The organism is Stenotrophomonas cyclobalanopsidis (assembly GCF_008710035.1).
Classification (GTDB): domain Bacteria; phylum Pseudomonadota; class Gammaproteobacteria; order Xanthomonadales; family Xanthomonadaceae; genus Stenotrophomonas; species Stenotrophomonas cyclobalanopsidis.
Window position 1 is genome coordinate 69414 of record NZ_VYKI01000010.1, and the last position, 19686, is coordinate 89099.

Consider the following 19686-nt stretch of genomic DNA (forward strand, 5'->3'; position numbering starts at 1 on the left):
TCAGAAATCCAGGCTGTAACCCAGCGTCACCGTCCGCCCACGCCCGGCGAAGTACCGCGCCGGTTCGATCAGCGCGCTCTGCGAGTAGTAGGTGATGTACTGGCGGTCGAACAGGTTGGCGATGCCCAGGTTCACCTTGCCCTTGGCAAGCCTGTAGTCCGCGCCCAGATCGAACAGCGCATAGCCGCTGAATTCCTTGGCGGCCTCATCGAAGTTGCGGCTGAAGGCGTACTGCCCCTGCACGAAGGTGGACAGCTCCGGCGTCCACTGCGCCGACCAGGTAGCGATGACGCGGTTCGGCGCGATGTTCAGGCCGTCCAGGCGTGCGTCGAGCCGGCCATCGGCATTGCTGTCGTAGCGCCCGCGGGTCCAGGCATAGGACAGGCCCAGGCGGTGCGCATCACTCAGGCGATAGCGCACGCTCGCATCCAGGCCTTCGATGGCGGTCTTTTCGCGGGCGAGCTGGAACGCGCCGTCGACCGCGATCACCCGCGTGCCGTACTCGGAGCGCGACTGGAACGCACTGGCCTCGGCTTCCCACGACGGCGAGCGGTAGCGCACGCCGATCTCGCTGTTGCGGGTCAGCAGCGGCTGCAAAGAGCGCAGCGATTCCACGTTAGTGCCCGGCGTGTTGATCGAGCGCAGCACGCGGCCGACGTCGGGCATGCCAAACCCCTCAGAATAGCTGGCAAAGGTGTTGAAGCGCTCGGTCGGCGCGTACACCAGGCCGATGTTGCGCAGGTTCTGCTGGAACTTCAGCGTGCCGCCCTGCACTGCCACGCGGTTGTAGCGGTACAGCGTGGTGTAGCTGTCGATGCGCAGGTCGGCCTCTTCGCGGCGCCAGCCACCCTGCACGGTCAGCTGCGGCAGCAGCGTGTAGTCAGCCTGCACGAAGCCGGCCACGCTGCTGTAGCGCGAATCGGGCACGTAGGTGCGGCCGGTGCCGTAAAGATCCTGCTTGCCACTGTCGCGCAGCGTGTCCACGCCCGCAGTGATCTTCAGGTCGCCGCCGAGCAGATCATCGCGGCCCAGGCTGGTCTTGGACCCCCACTTGGAAGCGGTCGAGCGCGACTGGTCATACAGCGTCCCGACCGGTGCGATCAGCGGATCCTGAAAGGTGGACGAATTGTCGGCGCCGAACAGGCCTTCGAATTCCTGGTTGAACACCATCGCCTTCAGTTCCATGCCCGCCAGGTCGTGGTGGGTGTAGCTGAGGCCGGTGGTCCAGGCATCGTTCCAGGCCGGCGTACCCGGCGGCGTGCCGCGCACCGACGTCGTGGCGATGCCCAGGCCGCGGTTGCCTGCCACCGGCACGTACTCGGCTTTGGACTTGATGCGGTAGCGGTTGCTGCTGAACTGCAGCTCCTGGTTGTCGTCGATCCAGTAGCCCAGCTTCGCGTGCAGGTCGTAGGCGCGGGTCGACATCAGATCGCCCTGGGTGACGTCCACGCCGATCGGCGTGCCCTCGCCGTCCACCCACAGACCCTGGTCCTCATAACCGGCACCCAGCAGGTAATCCCACTTGCCCTTGCTGCCGCTGATGCGGTAATCGGCGCGATAGCCGGCGGTTTCGCCGCGCACCTCGGACGTCGGCAGCGTGGTCTGCACGCCCACGTGCTGGTTAACCGCACCCGGTTCCGGGCGCCGGGTGATGAGGTTGATGGTACCGCCGGTGGCGCCCAGGCCGTTCATGGCGTTGGCGCCCTGGATGACCTCGATGCGCTCGACCAGTGCGTAATCGATGGTGTGGGCTTCGCGGCCGGTCGGGCGCAGTGGGTTCGACTGCGGAATGCCATCGACCAGGATCAGCGGCGTGCGACCGCGCAGGGTCTCGCCGCTGCCGTTCATCTTGCCGCGGCTCGGCGTGTAGGACGGCAGCAGGCTGGACAGCACATCGGACGAATTGCTGCTGAGCCGCAGCTGCTGCTCGATCTGTTCCTTGCCGATGATCACCACCGTCTGCGGCGCGGTAGCGGCGTCCTGGCCGGTACGCGAGGCGGTCACGATGACCTTGTCGAGCGTCTGCGCTTCGGGCGGGGCCTGCTCGGCGTGGGCGTGGGCACAGACCAGCAACGAAATGGCGACCGTCAGCCGCGAACATCTCAGCACGTGAACTCCTCTTGGGGGGAGGGCGTGGCGATATGGCTGGCCCGGAACAGGGGCGTATCTTTCCCGACGCGCCGAAATGCGTCAAATCCATGCGCCGGGCCAAAGGGGCCGCGGCGTTCGCCAGCCGCCCATCCCGGCACACCGCCTGCTCCCGTTCCATGGCATGCTCCGTGAAACCGTTTTCATGGAATGGAGGGATTCCACGATGTTGTCGCGTCTTCGCCGGCCCGCATTGTGCGCGCTTTTGGCTCTTGCTCTGCCCGCCGCTGCCTGGGCAGCCCAATCGCCCGCTCCGCTGAAGGTGATGTCCTTCAACGTGCGCACCCCCGCCGATACCGAGCCCGGCAAGCGCTGGGACGATCGTCGCGATGTGATGGTCAAGGTCATCCTCGATGCGCACCCGGCCGTGGTCGGCACCCAGGAACTGGTGCAGGAACAGGCCACCTACCTGGCCGCCCACCTGCCCGGCTACCGCTGGTTCGGGGAAGGCCGCCGCGGTGGCGACGGCGATGAGCACATGGGCGTGTTCTACGACACCAAGGTGCTGGCCATCGAGGAGTCGGGCAACTTCTGGCTGTCCGATACGCCGGACGTGCCGGGCAGCATCACCTGGGGCAACCTGTACCCGCGCATGGTCACCTGGGCGCTGTTCCGCCGCCTGGACGATGGCCGCCGCTTCTACTTCATGGACACCCACCTGCCCTATCGCGACGAGGACGAGCCGCGCCGGATCAAGGGTGCCGAGCTGATCGCCAAGCGCCTGGCAACGCTCCCGGCCGACCTGCCGGTGGTGATGACCGGTGATTTCAACACCGAGCCGGGCAGCGAGACCTACAAGGCGTTCACCCGCGTGCTGCAGGACACCCGCACCCAGGTGAAGGCGCCGAAGGGCCCGCGCGAGACCTTCCACGATTTCACCGGCAAGGCCACCGTGCAGCTGGACTGGGTACTGGTGCGTGGCTTCCATGCACGCAGCTTCACCACCGACGACCGTCGCATCGGCGGCGTGCTGCCGTCGGACCACTTCCCGCTGGTAGTTGAACTGGACTGGCCGAAGCCCTGAGCACGTGGGGCCATCGCTACGGCGGTGGCCGCCTTCCCAGCAGGCGATACAGCGCCTGATGCTGGTCGCGCGCCTGACAGATGCGCGCGGCGATGGCCAGGAACAGGCCGATGCCGACCAGGCCTGGCGCCAGCAGCGAATCGGGCAGGCGCAGGAAGCCGATGGCCACTGCCAGCGCGGCCAGCACCAGCAGCGCCACCACCACTACGGACAGGCCTGCGCCAGGCAGGCCGGGATCACCGAACAGCACCCGCTGCGTCGATTGCTTGTCGCCACTCATTGCCGCCGCTCCCTGGAACCTGCCCCATTAGTTACTACGGCGGGCCAGCGTTCCGGCAGAGTCAGAAGCGTCACTGCGGCAGCCGGGCCAGAAACAACAAAGGGACGGATGCCTGCGCATCCGCCCCTTCGTGGGTACTGCAACCCCGCGGTTACTGCACCTGCGCCACGCTCGGCGCCTGCGGCGACTGCCCCCAGCCGCCCAGTGCCTTGTAGACACCGACCACACTGACGTTGACCTCCGCCTCGGCTGCGGCCAATGCATCGTCGGCGGCCAGCTGCGTGCGCTGCGCATCCAGCAGGGTCAGGAAGTCCTCCGAACCCTCGCGGAAGCGGATCTGCGCCAGCGATTCGGCACGCCGCGCCGCCTGCGCCTGCTCGACCACGATGGCCAGCCGCGCCTGCTGCTTGGAGTAGCGGGTCAGCGCGTTCTCGGTGTCTTCCAGCGCCAGCAGCACGGCCTGTTCGTACTGCGCGGCCACGCCTTCGGCCTCGGCCTTGCTGGCACGCAGGCGCGCACGCACGGTGCCGAAATCGAACGCCGCCCAGCTCAGCGAGGGAGTCAGCGACCAGGCCTTGTTGTTACCGTTGACCAGGCCGCTGGCATCGCCGCCGAGGAAGCCGACGAAACCGGACAGCGACAGCCGCGGGAACAGATCGGCCGTGGCCACGCCGATACGCGCGGTGGCGGCAGCAAGACGACGCTCGGCCACGCGCACATCGGCACGCTGGCGCAGCAGTTCGCGGGTGTCACCCAGAGGCAGCGCCTTGGCAAACGCCGGCACGTCCTGCGGTGCCAGCATCGCGGTCAACACGTCCGGGCGTTGGCCCAGCAGCACCGCCAGGCGGTTGCGCGACTGTGCCTCGGACACTTCCAGCAGCGGGATGTCGGCCTCGATCGCCTTCAGGCGGGCGCGGCTGCTCTGCACATCCAGTTCGCTGCCGGCGCCCAGTTCCCAGCGCGCTTCGGTCAGCTTCTGCGTATCGCGCAGGTTCTCCAGCGTGTGCTGGGCCACCGCGATGCGCTTCTGCGTGCCGCGCAGCTCGAAGTAGTTGCGCGCCACTTCGGCGGCGACCAGCACCTGGGCATCGGCCAGGTTGGCCTGCTCGGCACCGAGATCGGCGCGTGCGGCTTCTGCAGCGCGGCGCTTGCGGCCGAACAGATCCAGCTCCCAGCCGGCGTCGAAGCCGAGCTGGTAGCTTTCACTGAACACCCGCTGCCCACCCAGCTGCGGATCAGGTTGCTTGCGGCGATCGTAGCTGCCGCCAGCGGTGACATGCGGGGCCTGGTCGAAGCGGCTTTCGACGAACACCGCACGGGCCTGGCTGACGCGGGCCACAGCCACGCGCAGGTCCAGGTTCTCCGACAGTGCGCCGTGCACCAGTTCTTCCAGCACCGGATCATCGAACTGCGCCCACCAGCTGGCCACCGGCGAGGCGGTGCTGAACACCGCCTGCTGTGCGCCCTGCAGGACCACCGGCTCCTGCGCCGGGGCCGTGTAGTTGGGGCCGACGCTGACACACCCTGCCAGCACCAGGCTGGAGATGGCCATCGCCAACGTGCGGATCACCATGGCAGTACCTCGCCCAGGTAGGTGAAGCTGCCGCTGGCACCGGCTTCGCCGATCAGCGCCATTTCCACGCTGGAACGCGCGCCTTCGCTGATCTCGATCTCGCCGTTGCCACCGTTCATGTCGGTCTTCACGTAGCCCGGATGCACGGTGTTGACCTTGATCGGCGTGTTGCGCAGCTCGTACGCCAGCGCCAGGGTCCAGCTGTTTACGGCCGCCTTGGACGCGTTGTACGCCGGGACCTTGAAATCGTAGATGCCCGAGTTCGGGTCGGCGTGCAGGGTCTGCGAGCCGAGCATGCTGGACACGTTGACGATGCGGCCGGACTTGGCCTGCTTGACCAGCGGCAGGAACGCCTGGGTGACCGCGACCAGCGCGTAGACGTTGGTGTCGAAGGTGCGGTGCCAGGTGTCCAGCGACTGCTCGGACGGCGCCTGCGCCGGGTTCTCGATCATGATGCCGGCGTTGTTGACCAGTATGTCCAGGCGGCCGTGGCGCTGGCGCACCTGCTCGACGGCCTCGGCGATGCTGGCGGCATCGGTCACGTCCAGCTGGATGGCTTCCACCGGCAGGCCTTCGCCCTGCAGCAGCAGTGCCTGCTCCACCGCGGTCTCGCGCTTGCGACCGGCCAGCAGCGTGTGCACGCCAGCCTGGGCCAGCTGGCGCACGGTTTCCAGGCCGATGCCACGGGTGGCGCCGGTGACCAGCGCGATCTTGTTCTGATGGGTGTTCATGGATTCATGCCTTGGTTTGGGGGAAGCGGCCGCCGCTCGGGGCGGCGACCGCGGGAGTGCATGTCAGTGATGGAGGGTGGGATCGCCGTGCTGCACCAGCTGGCCACCGCCGTTGCGGGTGACGAACTTGCGCAGGGCCACGTAGAACACCGGGGTCAGGAACAGGCCGAACAGGGTCACGCCCAGCATGCCGGCAAACACCGTGATGCCGGTGACAGAGCGCACTTCGGCGCCTGCACCGTGGGACAGCACCAGCGGCACGGTGCCGGCGATGAACGCGATGGAGGTCATCACGATCGGACGCAGGCGCAGGCGGCAGGCTTCCAGCGCCGCTTCAACGATGCCCTTGCCGCTCATTTCCAGTTCGCGGGCGAACTCGACGATCAGGATCGCGTTCTTGCACGCCAGGCCCATCAGCACCACCAGGCCGACCTGCACGAACACGTTGTTGTCACCACCGGTCATCCACACGCCGAACAGGGCCGACAGCAGGGTCATCGGCACGATCAGGATCACCGCCAACGGCAGCGACCAGCTTTCGTACAGTGCCGCCAGCACCAGGAAGGCCAGCATGATCGCCACCGGGAACACGATGAAGGCGGCCTTGCCCTGGGTGGCCTGCTGGTAGCTCAGGTCGGTCCATTCGGTGGTCATGCCCACCGGCAGCACCTTGCCGGCGATCTCGGTCAGCTTGTTCATCGCTTCAGCCGAGGACAGCAGGCGCGGATCGGCTTCACCAGCCAGGTCGGCAGCTGGGTAGCCGTTGAAACGCAGCACCGGGTCCGGACCGAAGGTCTGCTTGATGGTGACCATCGAACCGATCGGCACCATCTCGCCACGGGCATTGCGGGTTCGCAGCTTGCCGATGTCTTCGACGCTCTCACGGAATGGGCCGTCAGCCTGGGCGATCACCTGCCAGGTACGACCGAACTGGTTGAAGTCGTTGACGTAGGCCGAACCCAGGTAGGTCTGCAGGGTGTCGAACAGCTCGGTGAGCTGCACGCCCTGAGCCTTGGCCTTGACGCGGTCCACTTCCGCATCCAGCTGCGGCACGTTGGCCTGGTAGCTGGTGATCGGGAAGGCCATGCCCGGAGTCTGCGCGACAGTGCCCTGCATCGCCTGCACCGCATTCTGCAGCGCGCCGTAGCCCAGGTTGCCACGGTCCTGGATGAACATCTGGTAGCCGTTGCCGTTGCCCAGGCCGAGGATCGGCGGCGGCATCATCGCGAAGGCAAAGCCTTCCTGCAGGCCGGCGATCTTCTGGTTGATCTCGGCATTGATCTGCGCAGCGGTACGGCCATGACGCTCGGCGAACGGCTTGAGCGGAATGAACGCCACGCCGGTGTTGGGCGTGTTGGTGAACTGCAGCGCGTTCAGGCCCGGGAACGAGATGGTATGGGCAACGCCATCGGTTTCCTGGGCGATCCTGGCGACCTTGCGCAGCATTTCATCGGTACGCGCGATCGACGAGCCTTCCGGCAGCTTCACGCCGGCGATCAGGTACAGCTTGTCCTGGGTCGGGATGAAGCCCGGCGGCACCAGCTTGAAGATCATGCCGGTACCGACCAGCAGGATCGCGTAGACCACGAACACCGCACCACGACGGCCGAGGATCTTCGAGACACCCCGCTCGTACTTCTCCGAGCTGGACTTGAAGAAGCGGTTGAACGGACGGAACACCCAGCCGAACAGGCGGTCGATGATGCGCGTCGGCGCATCCTTGGCAGCGTCATGCGGCTTCAGCAGGCGCGCGGCAAGGGCCGGCGACAGGGTCAGCGAGTTGATCGCCGAGATCACCGTGGAGATGGCGATGGTGACGGCGAACTGCTTGTAGAACTGGCCGGTGACGCCGGACAGGAAGGCCATCGGCACGAACACGGCGCACAGCACCAGCGCGATCGCGATGATCGGGCCGGACACTTCGCGCATGGCCTGGTGGGCCGCCGCGAGCGGGGTGAGGCCTTCCTCGATGTTGCGTTCAACGTTTTCCACGACCACGATCGCATCGTCGACCACGATGCCGATCGCCAGCACCAGGCCGAACAGGCTCAGCGTGTTGATCGAGAAGCCCAGCAGGTACAGTGCAGCGAAGGTACCCACCACCGACACCGGCACGGCGATCAGTGGAATGATCGAGGCACGCCAGGTCTGCAGGAACAGGATCACCACCAGCACCACCAGGGCGATGGCTTCGAGCAGGGTGGACACCACGGCCTTGATCGAGTCACGCACGAAGATGGTGGTGTCATACACCGCCTCGTACTTCACGTCGGCCGGCATGGTCTTCTGCATCTCGTCCATGGTGCCGATGACCGCATCACGGATTTCCAGCGCGTTGGCGCCCGGCGCCTGGAAGATGCCGATACCCACCGCGTTCTTGCCATCCAGCTGCGAGCGCAGGGTGTAATCGCCGGCACCCAGTTCCACGCGGGCGACATCGGCCAGGCGCACGATCTCGCCATCGGTGCCGCTCTTGAGCACGATGTCGCCGAATTCCTTCTCGGACTTCAGGCGGCCCTGGGCATTGATCAGGGTCAGGAACTGGCTGTTGGGCAGCGGTTCCGCACCGAGCTGGCCGGCCGAAACCTGCACGTTCTGCTCGCGCATGGCGGCAACCACGTCGCTGGCAGTCAGGCCACGCGAGGCCACCTTGTCCGGGTCCAGCCAGGCGCGCATGGCGTAGTCACCGCCACCGAAGATCTGCGCATCACCCACACCCGGAATACGCGCCAGCGCGTCCTTGACGTGCAGGCGGGCGTAGTTGCGCAGGTACAGGGTGTCGTACTTGCCATTGGGCGAGGTCAGGTGCACCACCATCAGGAACGTCGGCGACTGCTTCTGGGTGGTCACACCCTGCCGGCGCACGTCCTCGGGCAGACGCGCCTGCGCCTGCGCCACGCGGTTCTGAACCTTCACCGCCGCCGCGTCCGGGTCGGTGCCCGGGCGGAAGGTGACGGTCATCTGCAGCACACCATCGGAGCCGGCCACCGACTTGAGGTACATCATGCCCTCGACGCCGTTGATCGCCTCTTCCAGCGGGGTGGCCACGGTTTCAGCGATGACCTTGGGGTTGGCGCCCGGGTAGACCGTGCGCACGACCACCGACGGCGGCACCACTTCGGGGTACTCGCCGATCGGCAGCAACGGGATCGAGATCAGGCCGGCGGCGAAGATCACGATCGACAGCACCGCCGCGAAGATCGGCCTGTCGATGAAGAAACGGGAAAAGTCCATGGAAAAATTCCTGGGAAATGCCGCCGACGGGCAACAGCCGCCCTGCCCCTCGTCAGTCTGACGAAGGCAGGGAAGGCTGCTGCTGGCGCCGGCAGCTAAGCGGAAACCTGGATCAGAGGACGGCGGATCAGTGGTTCAGAGCGGCGGTGGCATCGCGGCCCGGTGCGGCGGCCGGCGGCTGCATCGCCACCGCCTTGGCCTGCACCGGCATGCCCGGCATGAAGACCTTCTGCACGCCGTCGATGATGACCTTGTCACCGGCGGCCAGGCCGCTCTCGACGATGCGCAGGCCTTCGGCGGTGCGGCCGAGCTGAATGTCGCGGCGCTGGGCCTTGCCATCCTTGTCGACCACGTATACGTACTTGCGGTCCTGGTCGGTCAGCACGGCCTTGTCATCGATCAGCATGGCCTGGAACTGGCCGCTGCCGAGCAGCTGCACACGGGCAAACAGGCCCGGGGTGAACTGGCGGTCGGCGTTGTCCAGCAGCGCGCGGACGCGGATGGTGCCGGTGCTGCGGGCCACCTGGTTGTCGAGGAAGTCGACCTTGCCGGTATGCGGGTAACCCTCTTCACCGGACAGGCCGACCTTCACCGGCAGTTCGCTGTCACGCTCGCTGGGGCGTTCACCCTTGCGCGCCATCTGGGCGTAGCGCAGGAAGGTGCTTTCGTCGGCATCGAAGTACACGAACACCGTGTCCAGCGAGACCAGCGTGGTCAGCACGCTGGCGCTGTCGCCGGCGGTGACCAGGTTGCCGGCGGTGACCATCGCGCGACCGGCACGGCCATCGATGGGCGCGCGCACCTTGGTGAATTCCAGGTTGAGGCGGGCGGCATCCAGTGCGGCCTGCGCGGCCTGCACCGCGGCACCGGACTGGTCGGCCGCGGCGCGACGCTGTTCGGCGGTCTCGGTGGAGATGGCCTGCTGCTCGGACAGGCGCTTGGCACGCTCGGACTCGCTGCGGGCCAGGCTGGCCTGGGTACGGGCGCGGGCCACTTCAGCAGCGGCGCGGTCGTACTCGGCCTGGTAGCTGCGGGCGTCGATGGTGAACAGGACGGCGCCCTTCTTCACTTCTTCGCCTTCCACGTAGTTGACCTTGTCGATGTAGCCGGAGACGCGCGGGCGCAGTTCGACGCTCTGCACGGCCTCGACGCGGCCGCTGAACTCGTCCCACTGGCTGATCGGCTTGACCAGCACCGGGGCGGCACTGACCTGCGGCGGCGGCGGTGCGCCGGCCTCTTCGGCATGGCCGCCATTGCAGGCAGCCAGCACCGCGGCGGCCAGGATCGACACGCCGGCCATTGCCAGGCGATGGCTGAAACGGTTTGGGGTGGTGTTGGGAGAAGTCATGGCATGCATCCGTACGGAAGGGGTGGTAGTGCGTGTAAATCTAAGATCGGTGAATCGGCGGCGTAGCCTGCGACCTCAACGATGGTTGAGGTCAAGCAATGCCTGCGGTGTCGCGCCACAGCGGTGGCAGGTCGAGGTTCAACAGGCCGCGCGGCAGTTCCGCATCGCTGCTGTCGCAGCGGACGATGGCGCGGTTGTCGCGGCATCCATCGAGCAGGGACACCACGCGGCGGCCGACCAGCAGCGAGCTGGGCCACTCGATGCACGCGTTGGCCGCATTGGCCGGGGTACACACGGGGCTGCACACTTCCAGCATCTGCGCACGCACGCCCACTGCCTGCGCTTCCTGGTGCACGACCTGCGCGTACATGCGCAGTGCGGCGGTGGTGATCGAGGTTTCACCGTAGCCAGCCCAGGGCTTGGCACCGGCGGGGCTGCCGATCATCACGTAGCGGCGGGCATGAGGGTTGTCCTGCAGCAGCGGCAGCAGGTGGCGAACCGCGTGGGCATGCGGCATCAGGTCAGCCCGCATTGCATCCAGCAGGGCATCGCCACTGCGGTCGATGACACGGCCGCGGTTGTATGGGCCGCCCATCGCCGCGACCACCGCGGCCAGCGGGCGCGGACGCTGCGCCACGCGTTCGGCCAGCACCCGTGCCGAGCCGTCGTCGCTGAGCGAACCCAGCATCGTCTGCAGGCCCGGCTCGTCGGCGAACAGCTCATGCAGTGCCGCCAGTCGGCCCGGGTCGCGCCCCACCACCAGGACCGGACTGCCGGCCTCCAGCAGGGCGCCGACCACGCCCTGGCCGACGGCACCGGTGCCGCCGAGGACCAGGACTTCGGGCGTCAGAATCCCATTCACGGGACATTTCCTCCCAAATCCGGGATAGTCCCAATTCGACGCAGCCGATCGCCCTGACGGGAGACCAGACGGATCGAACTGCCGCGCTGGCTACGGACGGGCGCGGTAAACTCCCGGAAATCCTTATGTACCAAGGAACTTGGACGGGCTTCCACGGTCATGGCCTGGTCCAGAGCGTTCTGGCCGGCACGCCGAAAGTGGTCAAGAATGTTGCGCAGGCTCATGGGGGACGAGCTCCATTTCAGGAATGGCGCCACGATAGACCTCAAACCTTTACTTGATTAGTCCGGATTAAGGGGAATAATCATCCCGTCCCCGGTCCAATCGTTCTGTCACGATTGTCCCATCCCCGCCGTCCAGGATCCCGACCATGTCCCACGATCTCAACGAGACGCTGATCTTCGTCAAGGTGGTCGAGCAAGGCAGCTTCATTGCCGCTGCCAAATCGCTCGGCCTGCCCAAGACCACGGTCAGCCGCAAAGTGCAGGAGCTGGAAACGCGCCTGGGTGCGCGCCTGCTGCATCGGACCACGCGCCGCCTCGGCCTGACCGAAGCCGGTTCGATCTATCACGAGCATTGCCAGCGCATCGCGCGCGAACTTGAAGAAGCCGAAAGCGCGGTGAGCCAGCTGCAGTCCGGCCCGCGTGGCTGGCTGCGCTTCACCGTGCCCTACGCCATCGGCATCACCTGGATCGCGCCGCTGCTGGGCCAGTTCCATGCGCAGTACCCGGAAATCCGCCTGGACATGCACCTGGGCAACGAGAAGCTGGACCTGATTGCAGGCGAAGCCGATCTTGCGCTGCGCGTCGGCGCCCTGCCCGATTCCAACCTGGTCGCGCGCAAGCTCGGCAGCCTGCGCACGCAGGTGTTTGCCAGCCCGGCCTACATCGAACGCTACGGCGAGCCGCTGCACCCCGAAGAACTGCAGTTCCACCGCATCCTGGCCATGCGCAAGCCATACCACACCGGCAATTCGCCGCGATTCACCTGGCAGCTGGGCGAGAACGGTGGCGAGCTGCGCGATTTCCCGGTGACGCCGCTGATGACCGCCAACGACATGTCGGCGTTGAACGGCGCGCTGGTGTGTGGCGAAGGCCTGCTGCTGACCGGCGACGTGATGGCCAAGCCGTTCGTCGAATCGGGCATGGTGCGCCGCGTGCTGGCCGGCTGGACCGGGCCGGAAGTGGACTTCAACGCGGTGTTTGCCGGCGGCCGCCTGGTCTCGCCGAAGGTGCGTGCCTTCGTCGATTTCCTGGTGGAGAAGCTCAACTTCGACGCCAACTACATGCTGGCGCAGTGCCCGGCGGCGAAGCTGGCGCGGCAGCAGCAGGAAAAGGAAGACGCGGCGCTGGAAAGCAGTGGCAAGCGCATCCTGGAAAAGGTCACTGCTACGGCATGATCGACGCATCCACGCATGGCGTGGATCTACTGCTCGACTGGCCTTTGTAGAGTCGAGCCATGCTCGACTGGCCTTTGTAGAGTCGAGCCATGCTCGACTGGCCTTTGTAGAGTCGAGCCATGCTCGACTGCTTTTGTAGAGTCGAGCATGGCTCGACTCTATAGGTCGGAGAGCACGTGCTCGACCAGCGCGCGCAGCTTCGGCTCGGCCTGGCGACGGCTCGGGTAATACAGGAAAAAGCCCGCGAAACGCGGGCAGTACGGCTCCAGCAGTGACACCAGGTCACCGCGCTGCAACCACGGTCGCCACGTCTCTTCCATGCCGATGGCGATGCCCGCGCCGGCCAGCGCCAGGCGCACCATCACACCCATGTCGTTGCTGGGGATTTCCGGCTGCACATCGACACTGAACTCGCGGCCGCGCTCCTCGAATTCCCAGCGATACGGCGCCTTGCCCGGCGCACTGCGCCAGCCGATGCAGCGATGCTCGGCCAGCTCGCGCGGATGCGCGGGGAGCGTGTGCTGATCGCGGTACGACGGTGCGCACACCACCAGCTGCCGCTGCCGCGCCGATACGGGCACGGCAACCATGTCCTGGGCGATGACTTCGCCCAGGCGCACGCCCGCATCGAAGCCAGCGCCGACGATGTCGAACTCTTCATCGCTCACCGTTATGTCCAGCTGCAGCGCGGGGTGCTTTGCCGCGAAGCTGGCCAGCATCGGTCCGGCAAGGAAGGCTTCGGCGATGGAAGAGACGGCGAGCCGCAGCTGCCCGGACACCGCGGCCTGGCGTCGTTGGGTGGCCTCCAGTGCGGTATCCAGCTCGGCCAGCGCCGGACGCACCGACGCCAGCAGTGCCTGCCCCGCATCGGTCAGATTGACGCTGCGCGTGGTGCGCAGGACCAGAGCGATGCCCAGCGCCTGTTCCAGCTTGCTGATCGTCTGGCTTACCGCGGACCGGGTCACGCCCAGCTGGTCGGCCGCGCCGGTGAAGCTGCGGCACTCGGCCACCCGCTGGAACACGGCAAGGGCATTGAGATCGACAGACATTGGTTAGCAATCCTTAACACGCTGATCGGCAATCGCCATCTTATCGCGACAACGCGATCGATTTACCGTGGCGACACCGGGTCCAGACCGACCCTTTCCATCCGATCAGGAGTCCTGCCATGAGCCTTTCCCGAACCATCCTCATCACCGGCGCGTCCAGTGGCATCGGCGCCGGCATTGCCCGCGCACTGGCGCAGCCCGGCGCGCGCCTCGTGCTCGGCGCCCGTCGCGTGGACCGCCTGCAGGCACTGGCCGACGAACTGCGCGGGCGAGGCGCGCAGGTGCTGGTGCAGGCGTTGGACGTGACCCAGCGTGCGCAGGTCGAGGCCTTCGCCGCCGCCGCGCTTGCGGAACTCGGCAGCATTGATGTGATCGTCAACAACGCCGGCGTCATGCCGCTCTCGCCGATGGCCTCGTTGAAGGTGGAGGAGTGGGACCGGATGATCGACGTCAACATTCGCGGGGTACTGCACGGCATCGCCGCTGTGCTGCCGCACATGCAGGCGCGTGGCCAAGGGCAGATCATCAACATCGCCTCGATCGGTGCGCTGTCGGTGGTGCCGACGGCAGCGGTGTACTGCGCGACCAAGTACGCCGTGCGCGCGATCTCCGAGGGCCTGCGCCAGGAGCATCGCGACCTGCGGGTGACCTGCATCCACCCGGGTGTGGTGGAAAGCGAGCTGGCCGACACCATCACCGACCCGGTCGCCGCGGAGGCGATGGTGCAGTACCGCGCCATCGCGCTGCAGCCTGATGCGATCGGCCGCGCGGTGCGGTTTGCGATCGAGCAGCCGGGCGATGTGGACGTGAACGAAATCGTGGTGCGGCCGACCGCAGCGGGGTGATGTGTAGAGTCGAGCTTGCTCGACTGCTTTTTGTAGAGTCGAGCCATGCTCGACTGCTTTTACGGAGTCGAGCATGGCTCGACTCTACAAGGCCAGAGCGTGCCGACCAAGGTCGGCACCTACCAGAGCCCGAGCCGGAGCCGTCGAGCGTGCCGAGCAACGCTCGGCACCCACAAAAATGCCGCCTGCAAGGGCGGCATTTTCGTTCCGGCCCAAGGCCGGACCGGCTCAAGCAGTAACGCTGCGCGTTACTGCTTGAGCGGAATCACACGGATTTCCACGCGGCGGTTCTGCGCGCGGCCGGCGTCGGTGCTGTTGTCGGCAATCGGATAGGCCTTGCCGGCGCCCAAGGTTTCAATGCGCACCTGCTGCACGCCCTGGCCGACCAGATACTGGGCCACCGAATCCGCGCGCTCCTTCGACAGGCGGTTGTTCACCGCGTCGCTGCCGATGCTGTCGGTGTGGCCGACCACTTCGATCATGGTCTGGTTGTACTCGTTCAGCGTGCTGGCCACGCCATTGAGCGAGCCGTAGAACTGCGGCTTCAACGCCGACTTGCCGAAATCGAAGGTGATGCCGTCCGGCAGGTTCAGGGTGATGTTGTCGCCCTGGCGCTGCACGTCGATGCCGGTGTTGGCGGTACGCTCACGCAGGGCGCGCTCCTGACGATCCTGGTAGTTGCCGATGGCTGCGCCGCTCAGCGCGCCGATGCCGGCACCGACCAGCGCGTGCTGCCGGCGCTCGGTAGCGCTGTTGCCGCTCAGCAGGCCTGCAGCCACGCCGACGGCGGTACCGATCAGGGCGCCGCGACCGGTGCGGTTCTGCTGCTCGGTCGGGTTGCCGTACTGGTCACTCTGCACGTAGGAGCCGCCGGTGGCGCACGCCGTCAGCGCGGCAGCGGTCATCAGGGCCAGGGCGACGTTGCGGGTGGTGTTGCGGATCATGGTGGTCTCCTTGGATGCCGGCCAATGCGGCGTGTGAACGGTCCGGAGGATATACAGCCCGGCGCGATGCCGGGATGATGGATGTGACGTCCGGACGTGCAGCATTCAGCTTTCTGAGCCGGCCTTCATCCGTGCACTTTACTGCCCGCCCGTGCTCCGGTAAGCGGCCAGCGCAGCATCCCGGCCTGCGGCGAGATCCACCAGCGGCGTGCGTGGGTAACCGGGCGCTTTCTCCGCCAGCAGCTGCGGGTGCTGCCACGGGGCGAACCGCGCCTTGACCGGCAGCGCCGCCAGTTCCGGCACCCAGCGCGTGATGTAGCGCGCCTGCGGATCGAATTTCTCGGCCTGGGTGACCGGATTGAACACCCGGAAATACGGCGCCGCGTCAGCGCCGGTACCGGCCACCCACTGCCAGCCCATGGTGTTGTTGGCCAGGTCGGCATCGACCAGCGTGTCCCAGAACCAGCGCGCGCCGTGCAGCCAGTGCGCGCGCAGGTGCTTGCACAGGTAGCTGGCGACGATCATGCGCACCCGGTTGTGCATGTAGCCGGTGTGCCACAGTTCGCGCAGTCCCGCATCGACGAGCGGCACGCCGGTGTTGCCGCGCTGCCAGTCATGCAGCTGCGCGCTGCTGGGATTGGCCCAGCGGAAGCGATCGAAGCGCGGATTGAGGTTCTCGTTCGTCGTCTTCGGGAAATGGTGCAGCAGGTGATAGGCAAAATCACGCCAGCCGAGCTGGCGCAGGTAACCATCGATGTCGGCATCGGTGCCGGCGCTGCGCAGGCCTTCCAGCGCATGGGCGATGCGCCACGGTGCAATCTCACCAAAATGCAGGTGCGGCGACATCCGCGAGGTACCTACACGGTCCGGCAGGTCGCGTTGCTCGCGGTACCCGCGCAGGGCGCCATCCTCGAACACCGACAACGCCTCCAGCGCACCCGCCTCGCCCGGCTGCCAGTGCTCCCAGAAGCCGGTGTCCCAGTCCAGCGTCGGCGCCAGCTGCAGCTCCTCCAGCGCGAGGCTGGCGACGCCGTGCGATGCCAGCTTCTTCGGCGCGGGTTGCAGCGCAGGCAGGCGCCAGTGGCTGAGCACGTTGCGCCAGTAAGGGGTGAACACCTTGTACGGCTGCCCCTGCTGGGTGGCGACATCCCACGGCTCGAACAGCAGGCTGCCGTTGCAGCTCTGCGCATCAACGCCCTGCTCGCGCAGGGTGCGCTTGATGCTGGCGTCGCGCGGTTGGGTGGCCGGCTCGTACTTGCGGTTCCAGTAAACGGCCTCGGCGCCGCTCTCTTCGATCAGCGCCTGCAGCGCGTCCAGGCTGTCGCCGCTGCGCAGCACCAGCGCCGAACCGCGCGCGCGCAGGTCGGCATCGAGCGCGGCCAGCGAGCGGTTTCGCCAGGCATCCGATGCTGCGCCGGGCACCCATTCGCCCTCCTCCTGCGGCGCATGGATGTAGACCGGCACCACCTCGTGGCCGGCATCGAGCGCGGCCTGCAGGGCCGGATTGTCCTGCAGCCGCAGATCGCGGCGGAACCACACCAACGCTACCGACACGTGCATCGCCTTCGTTCTGGATGGCGCACATGATAGCCAGCCGCGGTGAAGGCATTGCACGCGGGTCCGTCTGCTAGGCTGCCGGGCCCGTTACCGGAACAATGACGCCATGGATGACCTGCACGCTGCCTTCGCCCATTTCGGCCCGTTGCAGGCACAGGACGGACGTGACTGGGACGGCCCGTTCCCGCTGCCGCCAGAGCTGGCGCGTTTCTACGCACAGGTCGGGCCACTGGGCCACGAGATCAATGCCAAGGTCGGCCGTGCCGGCATCACCATTCCCGGTCTGGAGGTGTGGATTCCCCCGCTGCAACGCCTGTGGCGCCACCAGGCAGGGTATCGCTGGAATGGCATCAGCGGCGAGCCGATCGACAGCTGGCCGTCGAACTGGCTGGTGATTGCCGATCGCGGCGCCGATCCGTTCATCCTCGACCTGGATGTCGGCCGCGTGTTGTTCAGCCACCACGGCGCAGGCCTGCTGGAGGCCGGCGAGATCGCTACGGATGTGCCGACCCTGATGGCTGCGCTGGCCGCCGCAGGCACGGTCTACTTCGATGCCGGCAATGATCTCTACAACGATGATGACGATGGCGGCATCCGCGCCGAGCACCAGGAGGCAGCCGTGCAGGCGGTGGCCCAGGTGCTGGGCGACCGCCGGCAGGCCGAGTCATTCATCGAGACGCTGCAGGGCTGAATCCACGCATGGCGTGGATCTACTCGAGCTACATCCACGCATGGCGTGGATCTACTTTTCGAAGCGCTTCATCGCCTCGCTGATCAGCGCACGGGCTTCGGCCGCATTGCCCCAGCCATTGAGCTGCACCGGATTACGGCCGGCCGGCAGGTCCTTGTAGACCCGGAAGAACGCCTCGATGCGCTGCCGTTCGATCTCGGGCAGATCGGACAGGTCGCGGATGTTGGCGTAGGTCGGGTCGACCTTGTCGGTGGGCACGCCGATCACCTTCTCGTCGTGCTCGCCGCCATCGATCATCTTCAGGTAACCGATCGGGCGGAAGCGCACGATCACTCCCGGATGCAGCGGTTCGCGGGTCAGCACCAGCGCATCCAGCGGGTCGTTGTCACCGGCCAGCGTGCGCGGCATCGAGCCGTAGTTGGCTGGATAGGCCACCGGCATCGACTGGAAGCGGTCCACATGGACGAGACCATCTTCCTTGATCTCGTACTTGGTGAAGCTGCCGGCCGGGATCTCCACCGCCAGGTTCACTTCGGCCGGGGCCTGCTTCGGCTGCGCTGCCAGGAACGGATGCAGCACGCTGTCGGCGGCGGTCACGGCACCGGCCACCAGCAACAGGGCTGCGCCGAGGGCGGCCAGCGGGGCGATGCGTCGAGTTGTGTTCATGCGGTCACTCCTCATTCCCAGCAACGGTCCGCCCGGCCCTTGGCGGTCTGCGCACGCGGGCAGTCGCGCGGGGCGATGCGGTTTTCGCGCAGTTCCACCCGCTGCTTGCCGCCGGCGGCATCGCGGCGCAGCTCGAAGGCATCGTACAACCGGCCGGTGACGGTGCGTGCTTCGTAGCGCAGGTGCTGCGGATCGATCTTCAGCACCTGGAACAGCTGGGTATCCTCGGCCACCGGATCCATGGTCCGGCGTGCCTCGCCGGACAGTCGGTACTGCTTCGGCCCGGCCACCGTCACCACGTACTGCGGGGTGGCGGCCTCGCCTTCGCCGCGGCGGCCGTAGGTGTGGTCGTGGCCCTGCAGCACCAGGTCGACATTGTGGCGGCGCACGACCGGCAGCAGCACGTCGCGCAGGGCGGCGTTCTCGCGTCCTTCGCGCGGCGAATAGAACGGCTGGTGCAGCAGCACGATGGTCCACGGGTGCGGGTTGTTGGCCAGCACCCTGTCCAGCCACTGCGCCTGCGCCTGGGCCGTACCCAGATCCAGCGCGGAGGTGCCATCGAGCACGGCCACGCGGACGTCCTGCACATCGAACCAGTAGGTGCTGCTGGCAGCCGCTGCAGCACCATTGCCCGGCAGCGCGAACGTCACCGGCCAGTGCTTGCCCAGCACGCGGCGTTCCTGCGGGGTGTCCTCGAACGCTTCGAAGTACTCGTGGTTGCCGATGGCCGGGGCCACCAGCGTTTCCTGCGCCAGCCAGCTGGTGGCGGCGAACCACTCGCCCCATTCGCTGTCATCGGCGCCGTCGCCGCCACTGACCAGGTCACCGGCGAACAGGCTCATGCGCGCCTCCGGTGCGAACTTCTGCGCGGCACGCACCACGCGGCTGACATGGCTCAGGTTCTTGTTCTGGGTATCGCCGAAGTACAGCAGGGTCAGTGGCTCGCCGGCCTTGCCCAGCGTACGCAGCTGGTTCCAGGCACTCCAGCTGCCATTGCCCTGCACGCGGTAAACGTACAGGGTGTGCGGCTTCAACCCATCAACCTCGGCGCGATGGTGGTGCGACACACCGTTCTCGGCCTGCAGCACCTGGGTCTTCGCGCGTACCTGGCGGATGCCCTCGATGGCCGGCGAATCACCGGCCAGGGCGATTTCCAGCAGCGGCGCACGCACGCTGTCATCAGTACGCCAGGCCACGGCGAAGCCCTGGCTGGGATCGACCGACGGCGAGGCGACGATGCGGTCCGGCACGGTGGTGGCCGCGTAGTGATGGCTGCCCACCGGCACCTGGGTGTTCGGTTCGGCGGCGGCGAAACCCAGTGCGGGCATCGCCAGC

The 19686-nt window shown here is 66.9% G+C and carries 17 protein-coding genes; 4 read left to right on the top strand and 13 right to left on the bottom strand.

All coding sequences use genetic code 11. The features are described from left to right. Window positions 1–2109 (bottom strand): TonB-dependent receptor, encoded by a 2109-nt coding sequence (locus tag FJU31_RS09775; protein WP_246161275.1) that lies wholly within the window; start codon window positions 2107–2109, stop codon window positions 1–3. A 205-nt stretch (window positions 2110–2314) separates the two neighbouring features. On the opposite strand from FJU31_RS09775, the gene FJU31_RS09780 reads away from it, so the two are divergent. Then, window positions 2315–3172: an endonuclease/exonuclease/phosphatase family protein gene (locus tag FJU31_RS09780; protein ID WP_150454584.1), complete on the top strand. Its 858-nt coding sequence runs from the start codon at window positions 2315–2317 to the stop codon at window positions 3170–3172. Window positions 3173–3188: 16 nt separating this feature from the next. Here the strand turns inward: FJU31_RS09780 and FJU31_RS09785 are convergent, their stop codons facing one another. The 7 genes from FJU31_RS09785 to FJU31_RS09815 all read right to left on the bottom strand — a co-directional run bounded on the left by FJU31_RS09785 (window position 3189) and on the right by FJU31_RS09815 (window position 11424). Beyond that, on the bottom strand, window positions 3189–3452 hold the full coding sequence (locus FJU31_RS09785; protein WP_150454585.1) for a hypothetical protein: 264 nt from the start codon (window positions 3450–3452) through the stop codon (window positions 3189–3191). A gap of 151 nt (window positions 3453–3603) precedes the next feature. Next, the gene (locus tag FJU31_RS09790) at window positions 3604–5025 is read right to left on the bottom strand and encodes an efflux transporter outer membrane subunit (RefSeq protein WP_150454586.1); all 1422 of its coding nucleotides are present in this window, start codon (window positions 5023–5025) and stop codon (window positions 3604–3606) included. Then, window positions 5019–5756, bottom strand: coding sequence for an SDR family oxidoreductase (locus FJU31_RS09795; protein WP_150454587.1), 738 nt, complete (start codon window positions 5754–5756; stop codon window positions 5019–5021). Before FJU31_RS09795 ends, FJU31_RS09790 begins: the two co-directional genes overlap by 7 nt. 63 nt (window positions 5757–5819) lie before the next feature. Next, window positions 5820–8990 (bottom strand): efflux RND transporter permease subunit, encoded by a 3171-nt coding sequence (locus FJU31_RS09800; RefSeq protein ID WP_150454588.1) that lies wholly within the window; start codon window positions 8988–8990, stop codon window positions 5820–5822. A gap of 127 nt (window positions 8991–9117) precedes the next feature. Then, window positions 9118–10338 (bottom strand): efflux RND transporter periplasmic adaptor subunit, encoded by a 1221-nt coding sequence (locus FJU31_RS09805; protein ID WP_150454589.1) that lies wholly within the window; start codon window positions 10336–10338, stop codon window positions 9118–9120. Between the two features lie 91 nt (window positions 10339–10429). Beyond that, window positions 10430–11200 carry an SDR family NAD(P)-dependent oxidoreductase gene (locus FJU31_RS09810; RefSeq protein ID WP_150454590.1) on the bottom strand — a complete coding sequence of 257 codons (771 nt, stop codon included), beginning with the start codon at window positions 11198–11200 and terminating at the stop codon, window positions 10430–10432. Beyond that, window positions 11197–11424 (bottom strand): hypothetical protein, encoded by a 228-nt coding sequence (locus FJU31_RS09815; RefSeq protein ID WP_150454591.1) that lies wholly within the window; start codon window positions 11422–11424, stop codon window positions 11197–11199. Before FJU31_RS09815 ends, FJU31_RS09810 begins: the two co-directional genes overlap by 4 nt. Before the next feature lie 146 nt (window positions 11425–11570). Between FJU31_RS09815 and FJU31_RS09820 the strand changes: the two genes are divergently transcribed. Continuing rightward, window positions 11571–12599 (top strand): LysR family transcriptional regulator, encoded by a 1029-nt coding sequence (locus FJU31_RS09820; protein ID WP_150454592.1) that lies wholly within the window; start codon window positions 11571–11573, stop codon window positions 12597–12599. A gap of 158 nt (window positions 12600–12757) precedes the next feature. On the opposite strand, the gene FJU31_RS09825 is transcribed toward FJU31_RS09820, so the two are convergent. Beyond that, window positions 12758–13648, bottom strand: a complete 891-nt coding sequence (locus FJU31_RS09825) for a LysR family transcriptional regulator (RefSeq protein ID WP_150454593.1) — start codon at window positions 13646–13648, stop codon at window positions 12758–12760. A gap of 119 nt (window positions 13649–13767) precedes the next feature. Between FJU31_RS09825 and FJU31_RS09830 the strand changes: the two genes are divergently transcribed. Further along, on the top strand, window positions 13768–14493 hold the full coding sequence (locus FJU31_RS09830) for an SDR family oxidoreductase (protein ID WP_150454594.1): 726 nt from the start codon (window positions 13768–13770) through the stop codon (window positions 14491–14493). A 248-nt stretch (window positions 14494–14741) separates the two neighbouring features. On the opposite strand, the gene FJU31_RS09835 is transcribed toward FJU31_RS09830, so the two are convergent. Continuing rightward, on the bottom strand, window positions 14742–15437 hold the full coding sequence (locus FJU31_RS09835) for a YiaD family glycine zipper/OmpA-like lipoprotein (protein WP_079221528.1): 696 nt from the start codon (window positions 15435–15437) through the stop codon (window positions 14742–14744). 138 nt (window positions 15438–15575) lie between these two features. After that, entirely contained in the window at window positions 15576–16991 is a 1416-nt protein-coding gene (locus FJU31_RS09840) for a cryptochrome/photolyase family protein (protein WP_150454595.1), read from the bottom strand. Between the two features lie 109 nt (window positions 16992–17100). Between FJU31_RS09840 and FJU31_RS09845 the strand changes: the two genes are divergently transcribed. Then, on the top strand, window positions 17101–17685 hold the full coding sequence (locus tag FJU31_RS09845; protein ID WP_150454596.1) for an SMI1/KNR4 family protein: 585 nt from the start codon (window positions 17101–17103) through the stop codon (window positions 17683–17685). Between the two features lie 51 nt (window positions 17686–17736). Here FJU31_RS09845 and FJU31_RS09850 read toward each other — a convergent pair whose 3' ends face one another. Beyond that, window positions 17737–18351: an inorganic diphosphatase gene (locus tag FJU31_RS09850; protein WP_150454597.1), complete on the bottom strand. Its 615-nt coding sequence runs from the start codon at window positions 18349–18351 to the stop codon at window positions 17737–17739. Window positions 18352–18362: 11 nt separating this feature from the next. After that, window positions 18363–19679 carry a purple acid phosphatase family protein gene (locus FJU31_RS09855; protein ID WP_246161283.1) on the bottom strand — a complete coding sequence of 439 codons (1317 nt, stop codon included), beginning with the start codon at window positions 19677–19679 and terminating at the stop codon, window positions 18363–18365. Window positions 19680–19686: the final 7 nt, after the last annotated feature.

Bases quoted from the DNA above. Each gene is read 5' to 3' on its own strand.
- FJU31_RS09825 (WP_150454593.1), bottom strand. From the start codon at position 13,648: ATGTCTGTCGATCTCAATGCCCTTGCCGTGTTCCAGCGGGTGGCCGAG.
- FJU31_RS09835 (WP_079221528.1), bottom strand. From the start codon at position 15,437: ATGATCCGCAACACCACCCGCAACGTCGCCCTGGCCCTGATGACCGCT.
- FJU31_RS09785 (WP_150454585.1), bottom strand. From the start codon at position 3,452: ATGAGTGGCGACAAGCAATCGACGCAGCGGGTGCTGTTCGGTGATCCC.
- FJU31_RS09850 (WP_150454597.1), bottom strand. From the start codon at position 18,351: ATGAACACAACTCGACGCATCGCCCCGCTGGCCGCCCTCGGCGCAGCC.
- FJU31_RS09805 (WP_150454589.1), bottom strand. From the start codon at position 10,338: ATGACTTCTCCCAACACCACCCCAAACCGTTTCAGCCATCGCCTGGCA.
- FJU31_RS09790 (WP_150454586.1), bottom strand. From the start codon at position 5,025: ATGGTGATCCGCACGTTGGCGATGGCCATCTCCAGCCTGGTGCTGGCA.
- FJU31_RS09845 (WP_150454596.1), top strand. From the start codon at position 17,101: ATGGATGACCTGCACGCTGCCTTCGCCCATTTCGGCCCGTTGCAGGCA.
- FJU31_RS09855 (WP_246161283.1), bottom strand. From the start codon at position 19,679: ATGCCCGCACTGGGTTTCGCCGCCGCCGAACCGAACACCCAGGTGCCG.
- FJU31_RS09800 (WP_150454588.1), bottom strand. From the start codon at position 8,990: ATGGACTTTTCCCGTTTCTTCATCGACAGGCCGATCTTCGCGGCGGTG.
- FJU31_RS09830 (WP_150454594.1), top strand. From the start codon at position 13,768: ATGAGCCTTTCCCGAACCATCCTCATCACCGGCGCGTCCAGTGGCATC.
- FJU31_RS09780 (WP_150454584.1), top strand. From the start codon at position 2,315: ATGTTGTCGCGTCTTCGCCGGCCCGCATTGTGCGCGCTTTTGGCTCTT.
- FJU31_RS09795 (WP_150454587.1), bottom strand. From the start codon at position 5,756: ATGAACACCCATCAGAACAAGATCGCGCTGGTCACCGGCGCCACCCGT.
- FJU31_RS09820 (WP_150454592.1), top strand. From the start codon at position 11,571: ATGTCCCACGATCTCAACGAGACGCTGATCTTCGTCAAGGTGGTCGAG.
- FJU31_RS09815 (WP_150454591.1), bottom strand. From the start codon at position 11,424: ATGAGCCTGCGCAACATTCTTGACCACTTTCGGCGTGCCGGCCAGAAC.